The sequence below is a fragment of the Nocardia sp. NPDC004168 genome, from assembly GCF_040610355.1.
GTDB classification, from domain to species: Bacteria; Actinomycetota; Actinomycetes; order Mycobacteriales; family Mycobacteriaceae; genus Nocardia; species Nocardia sichangensis.
Window position 1 is genome coordinate 99,751 of record NZ_JBEXME010000011.1, and the last position, 18,275, is coordinate 118,025.

The 18,275-nt window shown below is 66.6% G+C and carries 20 protein-coding genes; 9 read left to right on the top strand and 11 right to left on the bottom strand.

Annotated features, from left to right (window positions below; translation table 11 throughout):
- Positions 1-86 precede the first annotated feature (86 nt).
- The 3 genes from ABZW96_RS20900 (at position 87) to ABZW96_RS20910 (ending at position 3,736) form a co-directional block, all read left to right on the top strand.
- A complete protein-coding gene (locus ABZW96_RS20900) occupies positions 87-1,124 on the top strand; it encodes an LLM class F420-dependent oxidoreductase (RefSeq protein WP_355076864.1) in 1,038 nt (345 codons plus the stop codon).
- A gap of 22 nt (positions 1,125-1,146) precedes the next feature.
- Positions 1,147-2,739, top strand: a complete 1,593-nt coding sequence (locus ABZW96_RS20905; protein ID WP_355076866.1) for an acyl-CoA synthetase — start codon at positions 1,147-1,149, stop codon at positions 2,737-2,739.
- 478 nt (positions 2,740-3,217) lie between these two features.
- Positions 3,218-3,736 carry a DUF6879 family protein gene (locus ABZW96_RS20910; protein WP_355076868.1) on the top strand — a complete coding sequence of 173 codons (519 nt, stop codon included), beginning with the start codon at positions 3,218-3,220 and terminating at the stop codon, positions 3,734-3,736.
- Positions 3,737-3,895: 159 nt separating this feature from the next.
- On the opposite strand, the gene ABZW96_RS20915 is transcribed toward ABZW96_RS20910, so the two are convergent.
- Positions 3,896-4,195 carry an MTH1187 family thiamine-binding protein gene (locus ABZW96_RS20915; protein ID WP_355076870.1) on the bottom strand — a complete coding sequence of 100 codons (300 nt, stop codon included), beginning with the start codon at positions 4,193-4,195 and terminating at the stop codon, positions 3,896-3,898.
- Positions 4,195-5,574, bottom strand: a complete 1,380-nt coding sequence (locus tag ABZW96_RS20920) for a hypothetical protein (protein WP_355076872.1) — start codon at positions 5,572-5,574, stop codon at positions 4,195-4,197. The genes ABZW96_RS20915 and ABZW96_RS20920 overlap by 1 nt, the downstream gene beginning before the upstream one ends.
- A 192-nt stretch (positions 5,575-5,766) precedes the next feature.
- Between ABZW96_RS20920 and ABZW96_RS20925 the strand changes: the two genes are divergently transcribed.
- Complete coding sequence (locus ABZW96_RS20925) at positions 5,767-6,111, top strand: hypothetical protein (protein ID WP_355076873.1); 345 nt, start codon at positions 5,767-5,769, stop codon at positions 6,109-6,111.
- A gap of 273 nt (positions 6,112-6,384) precedes the next feature.
- On the opposite strand, the gene ABZW96_RS20930 is transcribed toward ABZW96_RS20925, so the two are convergent.
- From ABZW96_RS20930 to ABZW96_RS20940, 3 genes are all read right to left on the bottom strand, one after another.
- On the bottom strand, positions 6,385-6,846 hold the full coding sequence (locus tag ABZW96_RS20930) for a hypothetical protein (RefSeq protein WP_355076875.1): 462 nt from the start codon (positions 6,844-6,846) through the stop codon (positions 6,385-6,387).
- Positions 6,843-7,277, bottom strand: coding sequence for a hypothetical protein (locus ABZW96_RS20935; RefSeq protein WP_355076877.1), 435 nt, complete (start codon positions 7,275-7,277; stop codon positions 6,843-6,845). The genes ABZW96_RS20930 and ABZW96_RS20935 overlap by 4 nt, the downstream gene beginning before the upstream one ends.
- A gap of 308 nt (positions 7,278-7,585) precedes the next feature.
- Positions 7,586-8,584, bottom strand: a complete 999-nt coding sequence (locus ABZW96_RS20940; RefSeq protein WP_355076879.1) for a sigma-70 family RNA polymerase sigma factor — start codon at positions 8,582-8,584, stop codon at positions 7,586-7,588.
- A 183-nt stretch (positions 8,585-8,767) separates the two neighbouring features.
- On the opposite strand from ABZW96_RS20940, the gene ABZW96_RS20945 reads away from it, so the two are divergent.
- Positions 8,768-9,187 carry a VOC family protein gene (locus ABZW96_RS20945; RefSeq protein ID WP_355076881.1) on the top strand — a complete coding sequence of 140 codons (420 nt, stop codon included), beginning with the start codon at positions 8,768-8,770 and terminating at the stop codon, positions 9,185-9,187.
- Between the two features lie 72 nt (positions 9,188-9,259).
- On the opposite strand, the gene ABZW96_RS20950 is transcribed toward ABZW96_RS20945, so the two are convergent.
- Positions 9,260-10,042, bottom strand: a complete 783-nt coding sequence (locus ABZW96_RS20950) for a crotonase/enoyl-CoA hydratase family protein (protein ID WP_355076882.1) — start codon at positions 10,040-10,042, stop codon at positions 9,260-9,262.
- Positions 10,043-10,102: 60 nt separating this feature from the next.
- Here ABZW96_RS20950 and ABZW96_RS20955 point away from each other — a divergent pair, with 60 nt between their 5' ends.
- A complete protein-coding gene (locus ABZW96_RS20955; protein WP_355076884.1) occupies positions 10,103-11,752 on the top strand; it encodes an acyl-CoA synthetase in 1,650 nt (549 codons plus the stop codon).
- 56 nt (positions 11,753-11,808) lie between these two features.
- Here ABZW96_RS20955 and ABZW96_RS20960 read toward each other — a convergent pair whose 3' ends face one another.
- The 3 genes from ABZW96_RS20960 to ABZW96_RS20970 all read right to left on the bottom strand — a co-directional run bounded on the left by ABZW96_RS20960 (position 11,809) and on the right by ABZW96_RS20970 (position 13,841).
- Positions 11,809-12,006, bottom strand: coding sequence for a hypothetical protein (locus ABZW96_RS20960; protein ID WP_355076886.1), 198 nt, complete (start codon positions 12,004-12,006; stop codon positions 11,809-11,811).
- Between the two features lie 152 nt (positions 12,007-12,158).
- Positions 12,159-12,623 carry a hypothetical protein gene (locus tag ABZW96_RS20965; RefSeq protein ID WP_355076888.1) on the bottom strand — a complete coding sequence of 155 codons (465 nt, stop codon included), beginning with the start codon at positions 12,621-12,623 and terminating at the stop codon, positions 12,159-12,161.
- Positions 12,624-12,653: 30 nt separating this feature from the next.
- The gene (locus ABZW96_RS20970) at positions 12,654-13,841 is read right to left on the bottom strand and encodes an FAD-dependent monooxygenase (protein ID WP_355076889.1); all 1,188 of its coding nucleotides are present in this window, start codon (positions 13,839-13,841) and stop codon (positions 12,654-12,656) included.
- Positions 13,842-13,942: 101 nt separating this feature from the next.
- Here ABZW96_RS20970 and ABZW96_RS20975 point away from each other — a divergent pair, with 101 nt between their 5' ends.
- On the top strand, positions 13,943-14,530 hold the full coding sequence (locus tag ABZW96_RS20975) for a TetR family transcriptional regulator (protein ID WP_355076891.1): 588 nt from the start codon (positions 13,943-13,945) through the stop codon (positions 14,528-14,530).
- 70 nt (positions 14,531-14,600) lie between these two features.
- Here ABZW96_RS20975 and ABZW96_RS20980 read toward each other — a convergent pair whose 3' ends face one another.
- Positions 14,601-15,695: an acyl-CoA dehydrogenase family protein gene (locus ABZW96_RS20980; protein WP_355076893.1), complete on the bottom strand. Its 1,095-nt coding sequence runs from the start codon at positions 15,693-15,695 to the stop codon at positions 14,601-14,603.
- A 20-nt stretch (positions 15,696-15,715) separates the two neighbouring features.
- Positions 15,716-16,909 (bottom strand): acyl-CoA dehydrogenase family protein, encoded by a 1,194-nt coding sequence (locus tag ABZW96_RS20985; protein WP_355076895.1) that lies wholly within the window; start codon positions 16,907-16,909, stop codon positions 15,716-15,718.
- 154 nt (positions 16,910-17,063) lie between these two features.
- On the opposite strand from ABZW96_RS20985, the gene ABZW96_RS20990 reads away from it, so the two are divergent.
- Positions 17,064-17,252 carry a ferredoxin gene (locus tag ABZW96_RS20990; RefSeq protein ID WP_355076896.1) on the top strand — a complete coding sequence of 63 codons (189 nt, stop codon included), beginning with the start codon at positions 17,064-17,066 and terminating at the stop codon, positions 17,250-17,252.
- A 43-nt stretch (positions 17,253-17,295) separates the two neighbouring features.
- A complete protein-coding gene (locus ABZW96_RS20995; RefSeq protein WP_355076897.1) occupies positions 17,296-18,198 on the top strand; it encodes a 3-oxoacyl-ACP reductase in 903 nt (300 codons plus the stop codon).
- Positions 18,199-18,275: the final 77 nt, after the last annotated feature.

Below are 18,275 nucleotides of genomic sequence, written 5' to 3' on the forward strand. Positions count from 1 at the left end.
TGGATGCAGTATTCCCCTGAGTCACGATATCGAGTAGAACAGGTTCTAACTCTGGTGGCAAGCAGTTGATCGGAAAGGGGTCCGGCGTGAAGTTCGGATTGCAACTCGGGTACTGGATGGCCCAGCCGCCCGCGAACGCGGGGGAGCTGGTGGTGGCGGCCGAGGAAGCCGGGTTCGACGCCGTCTTCGCCGCCGAGTCATGGGGGTCGGATGCCTTCGGTCCGCTCACCTGGTGGGGTTCGGCCACACGGCGGGTGCGCCTGGGTACGTCGGTGGTGCAGATGTCGGCGCGCACGCCTGCGGCGACCGCCATGCACGCGCTCACCCTCGACCATCTCAGCGGTGGCCGCGCCATTCTCGGCTTGGGCGTCTCGGGTCCGCAGGTGGTGGAGGGCTGGTATGGCCAGCCGTTCGCCAAGCCGTTGCAGCGCACCCGTGAGTACGTCGGGATCGTGCGCCAGGTGCTGGCCAGGCAGGCGCCGGTCACCAGCGACGGCCCGCACTACCCGCTGCCCTACACCGGGCCGGGTTCGATCGGGCTCGGCAAGCCGCTGAAGCCGATCGTCCATCCACTACGTGCGGATTTGCCGATCTGGCTGGGCGCGGAGGGGCCGAAGAACGTGGCGCTCACCGCCGAGATCGCCGATGGCTGGCTGGCCATCTACTACGCGCCCCGGCTGGCCGGTATGTACGACGAGTGGCTCGACGAGGGCTTCGCGCGGGCGGGTGCGCGGCGCAGTAGGGAGGACTTCGAGATCGCCGCGAGTTGTCAGGTGGTGATCACCGACGACCCGGCGGGCGAGCTGGAGCGGATGCGCTGGATCATGGCGCTCTACATCGGCGGCATGGGCGCGCCGGAGTTGAACTTCCACGCCCAGGTGTACCGGCGCATGGGGTACGACCGCGAGGTCGACGAGATCGGCAAGTTGTTCCAGTCGGGCAAGAAGGCGGAGGCCGCGGCGGCGGTGCCGGACGAGCTGATTCTGGACACCGCGATCATCGGAGACGAGGAGCATGTCCGCAAACAGCTGCGGGTCTGGGAGGCCGCGGGCGTCACGATGATGCTGGTGTCGGTTCCCGATGTCGCGCAATTGCATCGGCTCGCACCCCTTGTCGAACAGTAGAACACGTTCTAGATTCAATGGGGTGACTGCCTCACCCGCCCCGTCGGCTCCGCACAATCCCCCCGCACCGGAGCCAGTGAAAATTCTCGGTCTGTGGAACATCGCCGAAGCCGAACCCGATCGGATCGCGATGGTCGATCCCTGGGGCCGGGAGGTGACGTATCGCGAATTGGCCACGCTCGCCAATCGTTACGCCACCGGCCTGCGCGGGCTCGGCCTGAAAACCGGTGACGTGCTGGTGAGCATGGTGCACAACTGCGTGGAGGCGATCGCGGCGTACTTCGCGGCCTACCAGTCGGGGTTGTACATCGTCGCGGTGAACTGGCATCTCACCGGTCCGGAGGTCGCCTACATCCTGGCCGACAGCGAGGCGAAGGCGTTCATCGCCAGCGATCGTTTCGCCGCCGCGGCCAAGGCCGCCGCCGACGAGGCGGGGTTGCCCGCGACGGCGCGCTTCGCGGTGGGCGAGATCGAGGGCTTCAAGTCGGTGGCCTGGCTCGGCGCCGCCGACACCGGCCGTCCGTCCGACCGCAGCACCGGCGCGCCGATGCTCTACACCTCGGGAACCACGGGACGGCCCAAGGGCGTCCGGCGGCCGCTCACCGGCGCGGACCCCGATGTGGTCCCGGCGCACACCACCGCGTTCTTCGGCCTGTTCGAACTCACGCCCTACGACGACCACGTGCACATCTGCGGCTCGCCGCTGTATCACACGGCGGTGCTGAACTTCGCCACCATCTCGATCAATCTGGGCCACAAGCTGGTTCTGATGGATCGCTGGGACGCCGAGGAGATGCTGCGGCTGATCGACAAGCACCGGGTGACGCACAGCCACATGGTGCCCACCCAGTTCCACCGGCTGCTGGCCTTGCCGGAGGAGGTGCGCGCCAAGTACGACGTGTCCTCCCTGCGCAGCATGGTGCACGGCGCCGCGCCCTGCCCGCAGGAGACCAAGCGGCAGATGCTCGAATGGTGGGGCCCGACGGTCACCGAGTACTACGCGGCCACCGAAGGTGGCGGCACGGTGATCAACGGCGCCGACTGGCTGCGCAAGCCGGGCTCGGTCGGCAAGGCATGGCCGTGGTCGGTGATCAAGGTGCTGAGCGAAGAGGATGGCTCCGAGGTGCCGGTCGGCGAGCCCGGCCTGGTCTACATGCGCATGGGCGCGTCGAGTTTCGAGTACCACCACGACAAGGCAAAGACCGAGGACTCGCGCGTCGGCGACCTGTTCACCGTCGGCGACATCGGCCACCTCGACGAGGACGGCTACCTCTACCTGCACGACCGGCGCTCGGACCTGATCCTGTCCGGCGGGGTGAACATCTACCCGGCGGAGGTCGAGAACGTCCTGATCACCCACCCGAAGGTCGCCGACGTCGCGGTCTTCGGCATCCCGCACCCGGATTGGGGGCAGGAGGTGAAGGCGGTCGTACAGCCGGCCGACGGAACCGAGGGCGACGACGCGCTCACCGAGGAACTGCTCGCCTTCGCCGCCACCCAATTGGCGAAGTACAAGATGCCCAAGTCGATCGACTATCTGCCCGAACTGCCGCGCGATCCGAACGGCAAGCTGTACAAGCGCAAGCTGCGGGAGCGGTACATCCCTGCCTCCTGAGACCCGCCGCCCGACGGACGGACGGCGCGACGCCCGCCCCAGGTCCGGCGGAGGCGAGGCTCGCCGTGTAACCGGGCCGCTGGGGCTGTGACCCGGCCACGCGACGACGCCGAAAGCGAGTGCGCCCTTCACGGTTACCGTGAAGGGCGCACTCGCGTCCCCGCGAAGGATCTGCGAGTGTACCGGTGCCCCCAGATCGGACTCTGGAGGATGCTCAAGCCTGTATGCCACCGACCAGGGCAGTTACATAGTCCAGGGTGGGAATCACCCCCACTGGGACGGTGGAGATTCCGCACCTTCTGACCGGGTTCGCCGAGCCGGATACGTTCATCAGCTCCACTATGACCGACACCGGCCGGGGTACCTTGACCGTATCCCGGTCGGCCGATCACCGAGCCGGATGTGTTGGGCATGTTGACCTTGGCAGAGGACGAAACTGCTATCGAGGTCCCGAAGCTAGGAAGGACGTTCTACGGCAATGCTGCTGCGGCCCAACGATGAACCGGACCTGTGGCCGAATCTGTTCCGTGAGCTGAAATGGGACGCGTTCCATCTCGAAGTGCGGGACGAATATCACGTAGCCGACGAGGACACCCGGATACGTGCCTTCCTCGCTGGCGAACCAGCCCCGTACACCCGGACGCCGTGGCAAGACCTCATGCTGGAAACCACTAGCCGGGGCGTATCGGTGACCCGTGTTCGGGTGGTCACAGAACCACTGTCGGACTATCAGCGATGGTTGTTGTCGGTCACCGGGTACAACGTGGAAGCTGGGGACGGCATTTGTTATGTGCCGAGAAATATCGCGGGAACGGTGCCACTAGACGACTGGTGGTTGATGGACGGCGAGAGGGTTGTTTACAACCTCACCGATCCGGCCGGGGCGCCAGCCGGTCTGGCAGTGACCACAGACCCCGGAATCGTGGCGTACTACCAAGAGGTACGGGGGCGGCTCTGGAAGCTGGCTATCCCTTATGCGGAGTATGTTCAGCGGTGACCAACTCCGTTCATAAGGCGCGACAAGCCCTTGGGGCAACTCTCCGGGGGCTTCGTCGTGATGCCGGGCTGTCCGGCCGTCAGCTTTCCTCTCTCGCGGTTGGCATGAGTCGGTGGTGTCGAAGATCGAAACCGGGGACCGTAGCCCACGGAGGCGCGGTTAACGAGGTTGCCTCAAATGACGCTCCACCGATTCGACTTTCGATGTGATCGCGTTTGTCGATCCAGGTCGGACATCGCCCTTGAGAACGATGCTGCATCGTGGCGCGACTTCCATTACGGCATCTACCGCTTGCTTGATCACCGCCATTACCTCATCCCATTCACCTTCGATGGTTGTGAACAGGGCGTTCGTCTCATTTGGCAATCCGCTGGCGCGTATAACGCGCACCGCTTCGGCCACTGCGGCACCGACGCTTTCGCCTACTCCAACCGGTGTTACCGAGAAGGCGATGATCACTATGACTCCTTTGTTAGAATATCTAAAATGCCCCGCCGTAATTCGGGCACGCCTGATGCATTCCTGATGCGGTCTTCGCCCGTCGCCTGATAGATCTTTGCCAGCTCGTTCAGCACTCGCGCCGACGTTGTGCCCAAAGCGCCTTGGACGGCTCTGGTTCCCAGGGCGACCCCCTCGTCCAAGTCTCCGTGTCGGAGCTGCAGCGCAGCAAGGCGCGCGGTGTTCAATTGCCGCGAGCGAGCGTGGTCGTCCGACAGCTTCAACGCGGCGTGGAGACGTTCAACCGTGTTGACTGTTCGGATGTTTCGCTGATATGCGAGCTCGAATAATCCATGTGTGGCGTCACTATTCATCAGTTGCTCGTTGTAATAGCCTTTGAAGCCTTCGTACTCCGTATCGGGGTGTTCTTGCCCGGCGGCCTCCGCAAAGAGCTGCTCGGCTTGGCGTACAGCTCGAATGCATTCGATATCGTTGCCTAGCTTGCCGAAGGCGCGGGCCTGCACTGCGGCAATATCTGCGCGGCGCAGCAGCGAAATACGATCGGACCGCACCGAGGCAAGGCCGAGCATGGTGAGTGCATCATCGGCATTGCCGAGGAATATTGCCTGACGCGCCATGCAGGTCAGGATTGCGGCGCGTAGCCACCATTCACCAGCCTGTTCCGCGCATTGCCAACCCATATGAAAGTGAGCTCTGGCCGGATCGTGCTGCCCGCGATCGAAATAGGCCCATCCGACGACCCTGAAGAACGTTCCGACCGCCGATTGCATCGCGGTGCGAACGTGTGATGGCATGTCGGCGCGGAGGAATAAGACTGCTGTCCGTAGTTGGGTGGTCATGGCGTCACCCACCCGCAGTCCCGCATCGTCCGCTGCACGGAACAGTCCCGCCCACGCCCGAACCTGGTCGACGTGATCCATCCCCACCTTGGCCGGGGCGGATGGCTCCATAGGAGCGCTGGCCACCGTAATGAGATCGTTCGCAAGGGTAGCGGCGGGGAGAGCCAACAATCCGCGTAGGAATTCATTGCGGTTCACGTCGTCCTCAGCTTCCGCGTCAGGTATGCGAAGATCGCTACTGCCTTCGGCCGCGATGATAGGACGATCTTCCGGACCTTCGCTGGGTGCAATCGGCCGGACCGAAACAGCCAGTTCGGCCTGGAACCGTGCCGACTGGTCATCGTCCAGTCGCTTCAGCATGATGTCCATGGCAGCGGCGAAGTCACCAGACAGAGTGATCGTCTCGCCACGTCTTTCCCACTTGCTTACAACCGCTTCGGAGAAACCAGTCATCTCGGCGAACCGAGACTGACTGACTCGCAGAGCTACCCGGCGCAACGCTCGGACTTCCAAGCCGGTCCAACGGGTCACCACGAACATCGCGTACGCCCCTCCGTGTCTGTTGTTCGCGTATTGGAAGCGTAAGCGCTCCGTATGCACCGTGTGACTGCAACAACGTCAAGGGTGACGCCACGCTGATAACCAGCCCCGCCGCCGGGTTGATGCGGTGCCTACATCGACTCCCCGGCGTCGGGTGCTCACCAGCAAAAGCCAACAGACAGGGGTGAAGTGGTGGGGTTCAACTGGTGGAGGGAAGCCGAACCGAACGAGACATCGCCGCAGGCGATCATCGATCGCGTACAGGCCGAGTGGCGAGCCGAACGGCGACATGACCGTATCCGCGCCGCCCAGGCCGCCGAATCCGCCGACATGGGCCTATGGCCGACAGGCTGGCCGCATGAGGCACCAGAGCACCCGCTGAGCGTGCCCGAAGCGCACGCAACGATGCAGCGCCATCGCGGATGCCGCGCCGATGGCTGCCCCCGGAAGGCAGCCGCACGGCAAACCTTGATCGACGCCGGACGGATGGTGCCGGATACCGCGCGTCTGTATCCGGCCTCGCCACGCATGCACTGAGCAGCGCTTTGAGCATCCCGCACGCAGTTCGCGTCCTCCGACGCTCACCGGTCGGCGTGCGGGGAGGGGCCACCGCCCCCCCACAGCGTCAACTTCGGTCGGGGCGCGGAGATGCACCTCGACGTGGATCACACCGGCGATCACAGCGCACGGCACCGGGACCGCTGGAGTAGCCGCAGCTCAGGCTCCCCCACGCAAGCAGGGTTATCGGGTCTGCAACGACGAAACCCCCGGACCTTCTCGGTCCGGGGGTTTCGTGGTTCGCGAGTCGGGTTAGCGGGCCGACAGCGCGTTATGTTCCTGCCGCATGTCGCCACTGGCGACGGCGACGAGACGCTCCTGGTCATCGAGCGGCATCGCGAAAAATCGCATTCCGAAGTGTGGTTCGCCGAGCTCAGCGGCATCGATTTCGATGGACCGCCGCGTCGTCTCGACCACGATGCCCGGCCGATCCTGCGCCACCCGGACGGCAACGATTTCAGGGAAACCGTCACGACCGCCGATGCAGTACCGCAGTTGCTCGCCGGGCTCGCGAACACCACCGATGCCGCCGGAATCCAGGCGCCCCTCGCCGTTCGCGACTTCCACGAAGGTCGCCAGGAAATCTGCATCCTCCGGCCAGCCCATGAGATCGGCTTCCGGTGGCCGTCGTGCGTCGCACCAGACGCGCCATGTGAATTCACCGCGGGAACCAACCGGCGTGACCGGCTCCCAACCTTGATCGCGGAGGGTCATTTATGGATTGTCACACACGGGTAGCCGGAGATCGAGACCCGTCCGGTGGGGTCCCACCAGCCAGCACAGATCCGCGTGCCATCGAGGAATCCTCCGGTCGGGCCGTAGCTGTCACGGTAGACACCGGAGCCTTTCGCCCCCGGCTGGGTTACTTCGGAGTTGATTCTTTTGGCTTTACCGTCCGGGCTCACCACGATGTAGTACGCCTGCACTTGGCCTTCACCTCCGGGGCTGGCGTAGGTGGTGACGGTCTTGCCGACAACCAGACCCTCGCCGATCACTGTGAGGCTGACCGGGCCGTCTTGTTTCTCCGCGCTGGCGTGGGCCGGGGCGGCGCCGACAGCGAGTGCGGCAAACGCGGCGGCGACAGCGAGGGTTGTAGTGTGCACGATTCCCCCTGTGCGGTAATAGGTTTGGCCTTGCATCCCCATGGCAATGGTCCCTGATCGGATGCGTCAGCGCGAGTGGTTATGTCCATGTGGCGGTGAGCTGGTTGTATGGGGCCGCTGCCGGGCGCGAGCGCTCCCGTGCCCTTGGCGGCGAGGTAGACCAGATGTTCCCGCGCGACGACGCCAGGCATGATCAGCCGCAGCGCGTGCACGGCATTGTGCGTTACAGCCTCACTGTGTCGTTCGCTGGCCGCTTGTTTGCGGCGGGCGTTGGCTTGTCACCGGGGGAATGGCAAGTGTTGGGGGACCGAAGCTTTTTATGCCGCGAAGGGCGCATTCGCGCGTTCGAGTCAGATGCTTTCGCGCAGTTCCGGCGCGAGGCCGAAGAGCGGGAACAGCTTCTCGGTATCGAGGAAGAAGTTCAGTCCGGCGATGGTGTCGCCGTCGAGTTCCAGCACCGTGATCGACCACGGCACCCACACGCCCGGCTCGTCGCCCGGCTTGTAGTGGCCGAAGGCGGGCAGGCCGTTGGCGCCCGCCAGCCGGACCAGTCGCGAATCGCGGCAGGCGCTTCCGGTGCCGAGCATGAACGCGGCCACGTTCTCCGGGCCGGAGATCCACAGCTCGATCGGCGGCATGGACAGTGCCACATCCGCTTTCAGCAGCGAGGTGAGTGTGTCCATGTCGTAGGCCTCGAACGCCTTGACGAAACCGTCGACCAGTTTGCGCTGGTCCTCGTCGGTCTCGTCGTAGGTGTCGTTGGCCGCGGGCTGGACCTTCGACATGGTGGCGCGCGCTCGTTGCAGCGCGCTGTTGACCGACGCGGGCGACATGGTGAGCGCCTCGGCGGTCTCGTTGGCGGAGAAACGCAGCACCTCGCGCATGATCAGGATCGCGCGCTGGGTGGCGGGCAGGTGCTGGCAGGCGGCGACGAAGGCCAGGCGCAGCGTGTCCTTGGCGCTGGCGTGCTCGGCCGGATCGGCGCCGAAGGCCAGGGCGTTCGGGATCGGCTCGATCCAGACGTAATCCGGCTGCGGCGCGGGCAACGGCGAATCCGGCCGCGACGGACCGGACAGATCCATCGGCCTGGCGCGGCGCTGCGGACCGTCGAGCATGTCCAGGCAGACGTTCGTGGTGATCTTGTACAGCCAGGAGCGGAGGCTGGCGCGGCCCTCGAACGAATCGTAGGACTTCCACGCCCGGGTGAGGGTCTCCTGCACCGCGTCCTCCGCTTCGAAGGACGAGCCGAGCATGCGGTAGGCGTACGCGCACAGCTCCCTGCGATGGGTCTCGAACGCGGCGAGCAGATCGGGAGCGAGGCCGGCGGGGGAGGCTGGCGAGTCGGTCATGGGGGTCACCCTGCCACAGGCCACCGACACAAAACAGACCCGTGAACTCGAGGGCGACACCGATCAAGATCACTAAACCCGTTTCGCGTGTGGGACCTGTCACGGGCGCGGCGACGATGAGTTCGGCGCCCGTAGCTCGTCCTATCCAGTGACACGAACGGACATGCTCGAAAGGAAGAGGCCATGAGCAGCAAGATGATCTTCGTCAATCTCCCGGTCGCGGATCTGCACCGGTCGATGGCGTTCTACGAGGCGCTGGGCTGGAAGGTCAACCAGGAGTTCACCGACGACAACGCGGCCTGCATCGTGGTGGACGACAACATCTGCCTGATGCTGCTCATCAGGGATTTCTTCACCACCTTCAGCAAGCGGCCGGTGGCCGACACCAAGGCGGCGATCAACGCGGCGTACGCGCTCGCGCTCGGCAGCGCCGAGGAGGTCGACAGCCTGACCGACGCGGCGCTCGCCGCGGGCGCGACCGAAGAGGTGAACGAGGACAAGCGAGCGCAGGAGGCGCAGGTCGGCATGCACGGCCGCACCTTCATCGACCCGGACGGTCACCAGTGGGAGCCGTTCTGGATGGATTACCCGGGCGCGAACTGAGCCCGGCGAGGGGTCGCCCCCGATGCGCGTGCACTGGCCGCGCATCGGGGGCGTAGGGCTCGATCCGGGAACTCAGTTTCCGGTGAAAGAGGGCTTGCGCTTCTCCGCGAACGCGCGCGGCCCTTCCTTGGCATCGGCCGAGCGGAATACGGACATGCCGAGCTTGGCGTCGATCTGGAAGGCGTCCTCCTCCGGCATGGCCTCTGTCTCGCGGATGGTGCGCAGGATGGCCTGCACGGCCAGCGGGCCGTTGGCGGCGATCTGCCCCGCGATCTCCAGCGCTTTGTCCAGCGCCGTGCCGTCCGGCACCACGTGCCCGATCAGGCCGATCTCCTTGGCCTCGGCGGCGGTCAGGTGCCGTCCGGTGAGCAGAATCTCGGCGGCGACGGTGTAAGGGATCTGGCGGACCAGCCGCACCGCCGAGCCGCCCAGCGGGAACAGGCCCCAACGCGCCTCGGAAACGCCGAATTTCGCGCTCTCCCCGGCCACGCGGATGTCGGTGCCTTGCAGGATCTCGGTGCCGCCCGCGATGGCGGGGCCCTCGACCGCCGCGATCAGCGGCTTGGTCAGCCTGCGTCCCTTGAGCAGCGCCTCGAGCTTGGCCGGATTCCAGCCGCCGCCGTCGATGGTGTCGCCGGGGTGCTCGGAGGTCATGCCCTTGAGATCGGCGCCCGCGCAGAACGCGCCGCCCGCGCCGGTCAGGATCGCGACCCGGATGTCCGGATCGTCGTCCACCTGGTTCCAGGCGTCTTTCATGATCGCCATCATCTCGCCGGACAGCGCGTTGCGCGCCTCGGGCCGGTTCATGGTGACGATGAGGACGTGGTCGCGCTTCTCGACGAGGCAGTGCGGCATCGCTGATTCTCCTGACTTCGAGCCTTGTCAGAAACAGTAACACGTTCTATTTTTATGACTGTGAGCTACAACATAGCGGACCTTGTCGAACATGCCATCGACCTGATGCCCGACCGCGTCGCGCTGGCCGACGACGGCCGCGAGGTCACCTACGCCCAGTTGGAGGAGCGGGCCAACAGTCTCGCTCACTACCTGCAAGAACAGGGAGTCCAGCCGGGCGACAAGGTGGGTATCTACTCACGCAACACGATCGAGGCCGTCGAGGCCATGGTCGCGGTCTTCAAGGCGCGGGCCGTGATGATCAACGTGAACTTCCGATACGTCGAGAACGAGTTGCAGTACATCTTCGACAACTCGGACATGGTCGCGCTGATTCACGAGCGGCGCTACAGCGACCGGGTCGCCGCCGTTCGTTCCAAGACCACGCAGCTGCGCACCGTCATCGTCGTCGATGACGATACGACCGGCACGATCGCCACCGCAGCGGATTCGGTGGAATACGAGGCGGTGATCGCGCAGTCCTCGGGCGAGCGCGACTTCGGCGAGCGTTCCCCGGACGACCTGTACATGGTCTACACGGGCGGCACCACCGGCATGCCCAAGGGCGTGATGTGGCGCCAGGAGGACGTGTGGCGCGTACTCGGCGCGGGCATCAACTTCATCACCGGCGAATACGTCCAGGACGAGTGGGAGCTGGCCAAGGTCGGTGCTGGCAGCCCGCCGATGGTGCGGTTCCCGATCCCGCCGATGATCCACGGCGGAGCGCAGTGGGCCACGTTCCACAGCCTGTTCGGCGGCGGCAAAGCCGTGATGCTTCCGGAGTTCTCCGGGCACGGCGTGTGGCAGGCCATCGATCAGCACAAGATCAATCTGATCTTCATCACCGGTGACGCCATGGCCCGCCCGATGCTCGACGCGCTGATCGAGGGCAATCCGGAAACCGGTCAGCCCTACGATCTTTCGAGCCTGTACGTGATGGCCAGCAGCGCGGCGCTGTTCTCGCCCGCGCTCAAGGACCAGTTCCTCGAGCTGTTGCCCAACCGGATGATCTCCGATTCGATCGGCTCCTCGGAGACCGGTTTCGGCGGTATCGCCATCGTCGCCAAGGGCGCGACGCACACCGGAGGGCCGCGCGTGAAGATCGACGCGTCCACCGAGGTGCTCGACGAGGACGGCAATCCCGTGCAGCCCGGCTCCGGTGCGGTCGGCATCCTGGCCCGGCGCGGGCACATCCCGCTCGGCTACTACAAGGACGAGGTCAAGACCGCGGCGACCTTCAAGGAGTTCAACGGCGTCCGCTACGCCATCCCCGGCGACTTCGCCCGCGTCGAGGAGGACGGCACGGTCACCATGCTCGGCCGCGGCTCGGTCAGCATCAACAGCGGCGGCGAGAAGATCTACCCCGAGGAGGTCGAGGGCGCGCTCAAGACCCACCCGGAGATCTTCGACGCGCTCGTGGTCGGCATCGACGACGAGCGCTGGGGCCAGCGAGTGGTCGCGGTCGTGCAATGCCGCGGCGAGTCCCGCCCCACCCTGGAAGAGCTCCGCCCCATGCTCACCCAGGAGATCGCGCCGTACAAACTCCCCCGCAGCTTGTGGTTCGTCGACGAGATCAAGCGTTCTCCGGCGGGCAAGCCCGACTACCGCTGGGCCAAGGAACAGGCCCTCTCCCGTCCCGCCGACGACAACGCCGTGGCGAGCGCGAAGTAGCAGTCTGACCGCACGGCCGGCCACCGCGCCTCGCGGGGTGGCCGGCCACTACGGCATCAGCGCGGCCGATCGGTCTGCCGTGGATGCCTCGTACCGGCGAGTGTCGGGTAGAGGGTGCGGTTGGCGTCATCGATCGCGTACCAGATCCGGCCGCCTCCGGTGATCTCGTATTGCCATTGCTCCAATTCCGCGCCGCCGAGTTTGACCGATTTGAGCTCATACTTCAGTCGATGCTGCCGCGAAGGATTCGCCATGCTTCGAGGATCGCTGGTGATGTCGACCCATGCTCGATCGAGGTTTCCCGGGGCCTGGGCCAACAGTTCGGCCCAACCACGCGCGGCATTCGAGCTGTGCACGACAACGCGCCACGGATTGGGGCGCGGTACCTCATCACCTCGGTGCAGCTTCATTCCGCCGTTCCCGGCCGTGTGACCTCGGTGAAGTCCGCCGGGTCGAACGGCCCGGTCAGTCGGCGGGCGAGTTCTGGTTGCGCGTAGATCTCGGCGGTGCTCCGCCAAGCGGCCAGATCGCGGGCGAACGGAATGAACAATCCGGTGTCCGCACCGGCGATGAGCTGGTCCAGCAGTTCGCTCACCGCTTCGGTGCGTCCGGTCTCGGGTAGCCATTTCAGCCAGGGCAGCTCTTCGGCGAAAACCTCTTCCGCCAAGGACCGATTCGATCGGGCGATGATGGCGAGGGTGCGGGCGAGCAGCCGCGTCGCGGCCTCCTTGGCCTCGAACCGCTCCGAGCGAGACAGCACGAGATTCTCCGCGTCGCGGCGCTCCAGGATGACGTCGGCGTCGTCCAAGGCGGGAAACACCGACGTCTGTTTACGAATCAAGTCGCTGAAGGGAAAACTTCTCGCGGTCATGTTCCTAGCCTACGCGACTTCTGAAGTAGTTCAGCGATTGGCGAGTTCGGACAGTTGGTAGGCGAGGCGGTGGCGGAAGGTGGGGATGCGGGACAGGGTGCTGAGGACCAGGTTGCGTACGGTGCGGGCGGGGCGTGCGCGCAGGGTGGCCATCTTGGTCATGCGGTCGGTGAACGAGACGACGCCCAGCGCGACAGGGCGGCGGGTGGTTTCGTAGTCATCCAGCAAGGTGTCCGGCTCGCCGGCCAGCACGCGAACCAGCAGCGGGCCGAGGGTGGCGGCATCTTGGATGCCGGTGTTCATGCCCTGGCCGCCCGCCGGGCTGTGCACGTGGGCGGCGTCGCCCGCGAGCAGGATGCGGCCGCTGCGGTAGTGGTCGGCGACGCGGTGGTGCACGCGGAAGCGCGAGCTCCACAGCACTTCGTGCACGCGCACCGTGCCGCCGGGGCCGCGGGCGTCCAGAAGCTTCTGGATGTCCTCCGAGGTCGAGTGCTCGGGCGCCGTTTCCAGGGTGGCGACCACGCGGAAGCGGTTCGGCTCCTTCTCGTCGGGCAGCGGCGCGACCACCATGACGCCCTCCGGTGAGAGGTGCAGGGCCACTTCGTCGCGCGCGATCGGCCAGTCCATCCGCACGTCGGCGAGGACGAAGGATTCCGGGTAGGTCGCGCCGGTGAATCCGATGCCCGCCTGCTCGCGGACGATGCTGTGCATGCCGTCGGTTCCGATGACGTAGTCCGCGCGGATGCTGCCCGGCGCGCCCGCCTCGTCGGTGTATTCGACCGTGACGCCGTCGTTCTCCTCCGCCACCCGGGTGACCTGGTACGGGCGCTGGACCTCCCCGCCCGCCTGCCGCAGTCGCTTCAGCAGCACCGCCTCGGTGGTGTCCTGCGGTGTCATCAAGGTGTAGGGGTAGCGGGTCGGCAGCCCGTCGAACCCGATGGTCGCCAGGGTGCGCCCGCCGTCGTGGACGGTGAAGCGCGCGACGATGTCGCCGGTCGCCACCAGTTCGTCCGCGATGCCGAGCTGCTCGAGCACTTCCAGCGTCCTGGCGTGCACGACCGCGGCGCGCGAGGTGTTCGCGCCTTCGCTCAGCCGGTCCAGCAGGACGAAATCCACCCCCGCGTCGGCCAGGGTGATGGCGGCGGTGAGTCCGGCGGGACCCGCGCCGACGATCACGACGGAGGTGGCGGCGGGCAGCGGGTTCGGGGTGGCGTTCATCGGAACTCCTCAGGTCAACGTTTGTAGGCCAACGTTTGTTGACATAACCGTAGCGCGGGCCGCGCTAGTAAGTCAACAGTTGTTGGCCTACACTTGTTGGCATGACCGTAGAGCCTGATCAAGCCCCCGCTCGGCGCTCGGACGCGACGCGTGCGGCGATTCTGGAAGCGGCCCGTGCCCGATTCGCCGCCGAAGGTTTCCGCAAGGCGACCATCCGCGCCATCGCCGCGGACGCGGACATAGACCCGTCCATGGTCATGCGGTACTTCGGCAGCAAAGACGGCCTCTTCGCGGCGGCGGTCGACGTCCGTCTCGATCTGCCCGACCTCGGCTCCGCGGACCCGGACACCCTGGGCGAGCAGTTGGTGCGCCGCTTCTTCGAGATCTGGGAAGAGCAGCCGAACAGGGAGGTGCTGCTGACGCTGCTGCGCTCGTCGATCACCGACGAGGCCGTGGCCGAACGCGTCCGCGCCATCTTCACCCAGCAGATACTGCCCGCCGTCCTGCGTTTCGGGGCTCCCGCCGACGCTCCACGCAGGGGAGGTCTGATCGTCACGCAGATGCTCGGCCTCGCCCTGTGCCGCTATGTCCTGTGCCTGCCCCCGGTCGTAGCCCTGACCCGCGACCAGATCATCGCCGAGGTCGCGCCCACCCTCCAGCGCTACCTGACGTCCATCCCGACTGAGTGAAATCAGCGCGCAACGAAATCGGCCCGCACGACGTGCTGTCGTGCGGGCCGATCGGTCTGCCGTGCCGCGCTCAGCCTGCCAGCAACGCGCCGAGGGCGCGGAGGTGGTCGGTGCCCGCGCCGAGGGCGAACTCGTTGTGTTTGGCGGCGGTGAAGTAGTTGTGCGCGATGTGGTCGCGGTCGATGCCGACGCCGCCGTGCACGTGGACGACGGTGTGCGCGACGCGGTGGCCCGCGTCGGCGGCCCAGAACTTGGCGGTGTGCACCGCTTCGGCGGCGGGCAGGTCCTCCGACAGCAGCCATGCCGCTTGGGTGACCGCCAGGCGCAGGCCTTGGACGTCGATGTAGGCGTCGGCGAGCCGCTGCGCCACCGCCTGGAAGCTGCCGACCGCCTTGCCGAACTGCTCACGCTCCCTGGCGTAGTCGGCGACCAGCTCGAGCGCCCGTTCCAGAGTGCCGAGCTGTAGGGCGCTCAGACCGAGCCAGGCGCGAGTGAGGATCCAGTCCAGGATCTCCACGCCACTGTCCACCGTGCCGACGAGTTCGGCGGGGGTATCGGTGAGTTCGACCGCGAATTCGGGGCTACGGTCGACCACCTGCTGCGCGGTCACGGTCGCCGCCGCGGGATCGACCAGGAACACCGCGGTGATCCCTGAGACGGTGGCGGGCACCAGAATTCGCTCGGCCCGGTTCGCGAAGGGCACGGTGGTCTTCGCGCCGGTCAGCCGCCAGCCGTCCTCGGTCTCCACCGCGGTGGTGGTGGGTGCGGCGGGTTCCCAGTTGCGCTCCTCGGCCAGCGCGACCGTCAGGATGACGCTGCCCGCGCCCGCCCGGGTGGCCAGCTCCTGTTGCGCCGCGGAACCGAACCGCGCCAGCGCGCCCGCGCCGAGCGCGATCGACCACAGGTACGGCACGGCCGCGAGGTGCTTGCCCAGCTCGCGCAGGATGGCGGTCTGCTCGAGCGAGCCGAGGTCACTGCCGCCGACCGCCTCGGGCAGCGCGGCCGCGAGCACGCCGGTCTCGGCCAGCGAGTTCCACAGCTGCTGATCGAATCGCTCGTCTGCGGTGTCGAGTTCGCGCAGCCGGTCGGCGGTGACGAGCTTGCCGCACACCTCGCCGGTCAGCCGGCCGAGATCGAGTTGGGCTTCGGTGGGGGTGAAATCCATAGCGTTCTACCTGCTTTCGATCAGCGCGCCGCGGCAGGCTGCTTGAGGGCGGTCATGGCGATGATGTCGCGCTGCACCTCGTTGGTGCCGCCGCCGAAGGTCAGGATGAGCGCGGCGCGGTGCATGCGCTCCAGACGGCCGCGCAGTTCCGCGCCGGGGGAGTCCTGGCGCAGGTAGGCCTGCGGCCCGAGCACCTCCATGAGCAACCGGTACGCCTCGGTGGCCAGCTCGGTGCCGTACACCTTGCAGGTGGAGGCATCCCACGGGCGCGGAGCCGCGTCGCCGCCCGCGTCGGCCCGGCTGGCGATCTCCCAGTTCAGCAGCTTGAGGTACTCGACCTTGGCGTGCACCTTGGCCAGGTTGAGCTGCACCCATTCGCGATCGATCACGCGGGAGCCGTCACCGGCCTTGGTGTTGCTCGCCCACTCGACGGTCTGGCGCAGGGCCAGCGCGAGCGGCGCGGCCGAGGTGAGCGCGACGCGCTCGTGGTTGAGCTGATTGGTGATCAGCGCCCAGCCGCCGTTCTCCTGGCCGACCAGCGCGCTCGCGGGCACCCGCACGTCCTGGTAGTAGGTGGCGCTGGTGTCCGGCCCAGCCATGGTGTGCACGGGCGTCCAGGAGAAGCCCTCGGCGGTGGTCGGCACGATGAGCATGCTGATGCCCTTGTGCTTCTTGGCGGTCGGGTCGGTGCGCACCGCCAGCCAGACGTAGTCGGCGTAGGCGATCAGGCTGGTCCACATCTTCTGGCCGTTGATCACGTAGTCGTCGCCGTCGCGCACCGCGGTGGTGCGCAGGCTGGCCAGATCGGTGCCCGCGCCCGGCTCCGAGTAGCCGATGGAGAAGTGCAGTTCACCGGCCGCGATCTTGGGCAGGAAGAACTTCTTCTGCTCCTCACTGCCGTAGTGCATGATCGTGGGCGCCACCGAGTTGATGGTCAGGAACGGCACCGGCGCGCCCGCGACCGCGGCCTCGTCGGTGAAGATCAGCTGATCCATGGTGGGGCGATCCTGGCCGCCGTACTCCTTGGGCCAGCCCAGCGCCAGCCAGCCGTCGTGGCCCATCTGCTGGACCACCTCGCGGTAGACGTTGCCCTGCCCGTACTCGCCGGTCTGCGCGCTCAGGGCCTCCCGGCGCTCGGGGGTGATGAGCCGCGCGAAGTAGTCGCGCAGTTCCGCGCGCAGCTGCTCCTGTTGCGGCGTGTACGCAATGCGCATGGCTATACCTCATGCTTCGTTGGATCGGGTTCCCCCGATCATTGCATATGGACTGAAACATGTTCCAGTATTGATACTGAATCCTCCCGATGACGCCCCGGTGGAGCGGATCGGCTTGTTAGGCTTCGGCCAGAGTGGTGGTAAAGGAGTTGCCATGAAGATCAGTGTCGATCCAGACCAGTGCGAAGCTAATGGAATATGTGTCGGAATCGCCCCCGACGTGTTCGAACTCGATGACGAGGACGTGCTGCACATCGCGAACGCCGATGTGCCCGCCGATCGGCTCGCCGATGTCCAGGATGCCGTCGCGCAGTGCCCCAAGGCGGCGCTGCGGCTGCAGTGAAGGACTCTTGCCGTAAGTTGGAACACGTTCTAGAGTCGGCCGCGTGAGCAATGATCTGAGTCTGGCGGGCCGAGTAGCGATCGTGACCGGCGGCGGCGCCGGACTTGGGCGGGCCGAAGCGCTCGCGCTGGCCGAAGCCGGCGCGTCCGTGGTGGTCAACGACCTCGCCGAGTCCGACGCGGTCGCCGACACGCTCGGCGCGATCCGGGCGCTCGGCGCCAAGGCGGAGTTCGTCGCGGGCAGCATCGCCGAGCGCGCCACCGCCGACGCGCTGATCCGCGCCGCGGAGGAGTCGTTCGGCTCGGTCGACATCGTGGTCAACAACGCGGGCATCACCCGCGACCGGATGCTGTTCAACATGTCCGACGAGGACTTCGACGCGGTGCTCGCGGTGCACCTGCGCGGCCATTTCCTGCTGTCGCGCAATGCCGCCGCCTACTGGCGCGGCAAGTCGAAGCAGGCGGGCGCGCCGGTCTACGGCAGGTTGGTCAACACCTCCTCGGAGGCCGGCTTGCTGGGTCCGGAGGGGCAGGCCAACTACGGCGCCGCGAAGGCGGGCATCACCGCGCTGACCCTTTCGGCAGCGCGGGCGCTGGCGCGCTACGGCGTGCGCGCCAACGCGATCGCGCCGCGGGCGCGCACGGCGATGACCGAGGCGGTGTTCAGTCCCGCGCCGGAGGGGGAGCCCGATCCGCTGTCGCCCGATCACGTGGCCCGGCTCGTGGCCTATCTGGCCTCGCCCGCGGCCGACGCGGTCAATGGGCAACTGTTCGTCGTCTACGGGGGGATGGTGGCGCTCATGGCGGCGCCCGTCGTCGAGCATCGGTTCGACGCGGCCACGGGGGAGTGGTCGCCGCGGGATCTGGCCGACACGCTGGGCGGCTACTTCGCCGATCGCCCCGATGGGCGGACCTTCTCGGCCTCTTCGCTGACCGAGTTGGGGTGAGCCGCGGCGGCCCGCCGCGAGCGCGCAACTGATCAGCTGTCCAACTGTTGATCATGGGATCGGTGCTTGGTAGACAT

Bases quoted from the DNA above. Each gene is read 5' to 3' on its own strand.
- ABZW96_RS20910 (WP_355076868.1), top strand. From the start codon at position 3,218: ATGCTGCTGCGGCCCAACGATGAACCGGACCTGTGGCCGAATCTGTTC.
- ABZW96_RS20920 (WP_355076872.1), bottom strand. From the start codon at position 5,574: ATGTTCGTGGTGACCCGTTGGACCGGCTTGGAAGTCCGAGCGTTGCGC.
- ABZW96_RS20930 (WP_355076875.1), bottom strand. From the start codon at position 6,846: ATGACCCTCCGCGATCAAGGTTGGGAGCCGGTCACGCCGGTTGGTTCC.
- ABZW96_RS20935 (WP_355076877.1), bottom strand. From the start codon at position 7,277: ATGGGGATGCAAGGCCAAACCTATTACCGCACAGGGGGAATCGTGCAC.
- ABZW96_RS20940 (WP_355076879.1), bottom strand. From the start codon at position 8,584: ATGACCGACTCGCCAGCCTCCCCCGCCGGCCTCGCTCCCGATCTGCTC.
- ABZW96_RS20945 (WP_355076881.1), top strand. From the start codon at position 8,768: ATGAGCAGCAAGATGATCTTCGTCAATCTCCCGGTCGCGGATCTGCAC.
- ABZW96_RS20950 (WP_355076882.1), bottom strand. From the start codon at position 10,042: ATGCCGCACTGCCTCGTCGAGAAGCGCGACCACGTCCTCATCGTCACC.
- ABZW96_RS20960 (WP_355076886.1), bottom strand. From the start codon at position 12,006: ATGGCGAATCCTTCGCGGCAGCATCGACTGAAGTATGAGCTCAAATCG.
- ABZW96_RS20965 (WP_355076888.1), bottom strand. From the start codon at position 12,623: ATGACCGCGAGAAGTTTTCCCTTCAGCGACTTGATTCGTAAACAGACG.
- ABZW96_RS20970 (WP_355076889.1), bottom strand. From the start codon at position 13,841: ATGAACGCCACCCCGAACCCGCTGCCCGCCGCCACCTCCGTCGTGATC.
- ABZW96_RS20975 (WP_355076891.1), top strand. From the start codon at position 13,943: ATGACCGTAGAGCCTGATCAAGCCCCCGCTCGGCGCTCGGACGCGACG.
- ABZW96_RS20980 (WP_355076893.1), bottom strand. From the start codon at position 15,695: ATGGATTTCACCCCCACCGAAGCCCAACTCGATCTCGGCCGGCTGACC.
- ABZW96_RS20985 (WP_355076895.1), bottom strand. From the start codon at position 16,909: ATGCGCATTGCGTACACGCCGCAACAGGAGCAGCTGCGCGCGGAACTG.
- ABZW96_RS20990 (WP_355076896.1), top strand. From the start codon at position 17,064: ATGAAGATCAGTGTCGATCCAGACCAGTGCGAAGCTAATGGAATATGT.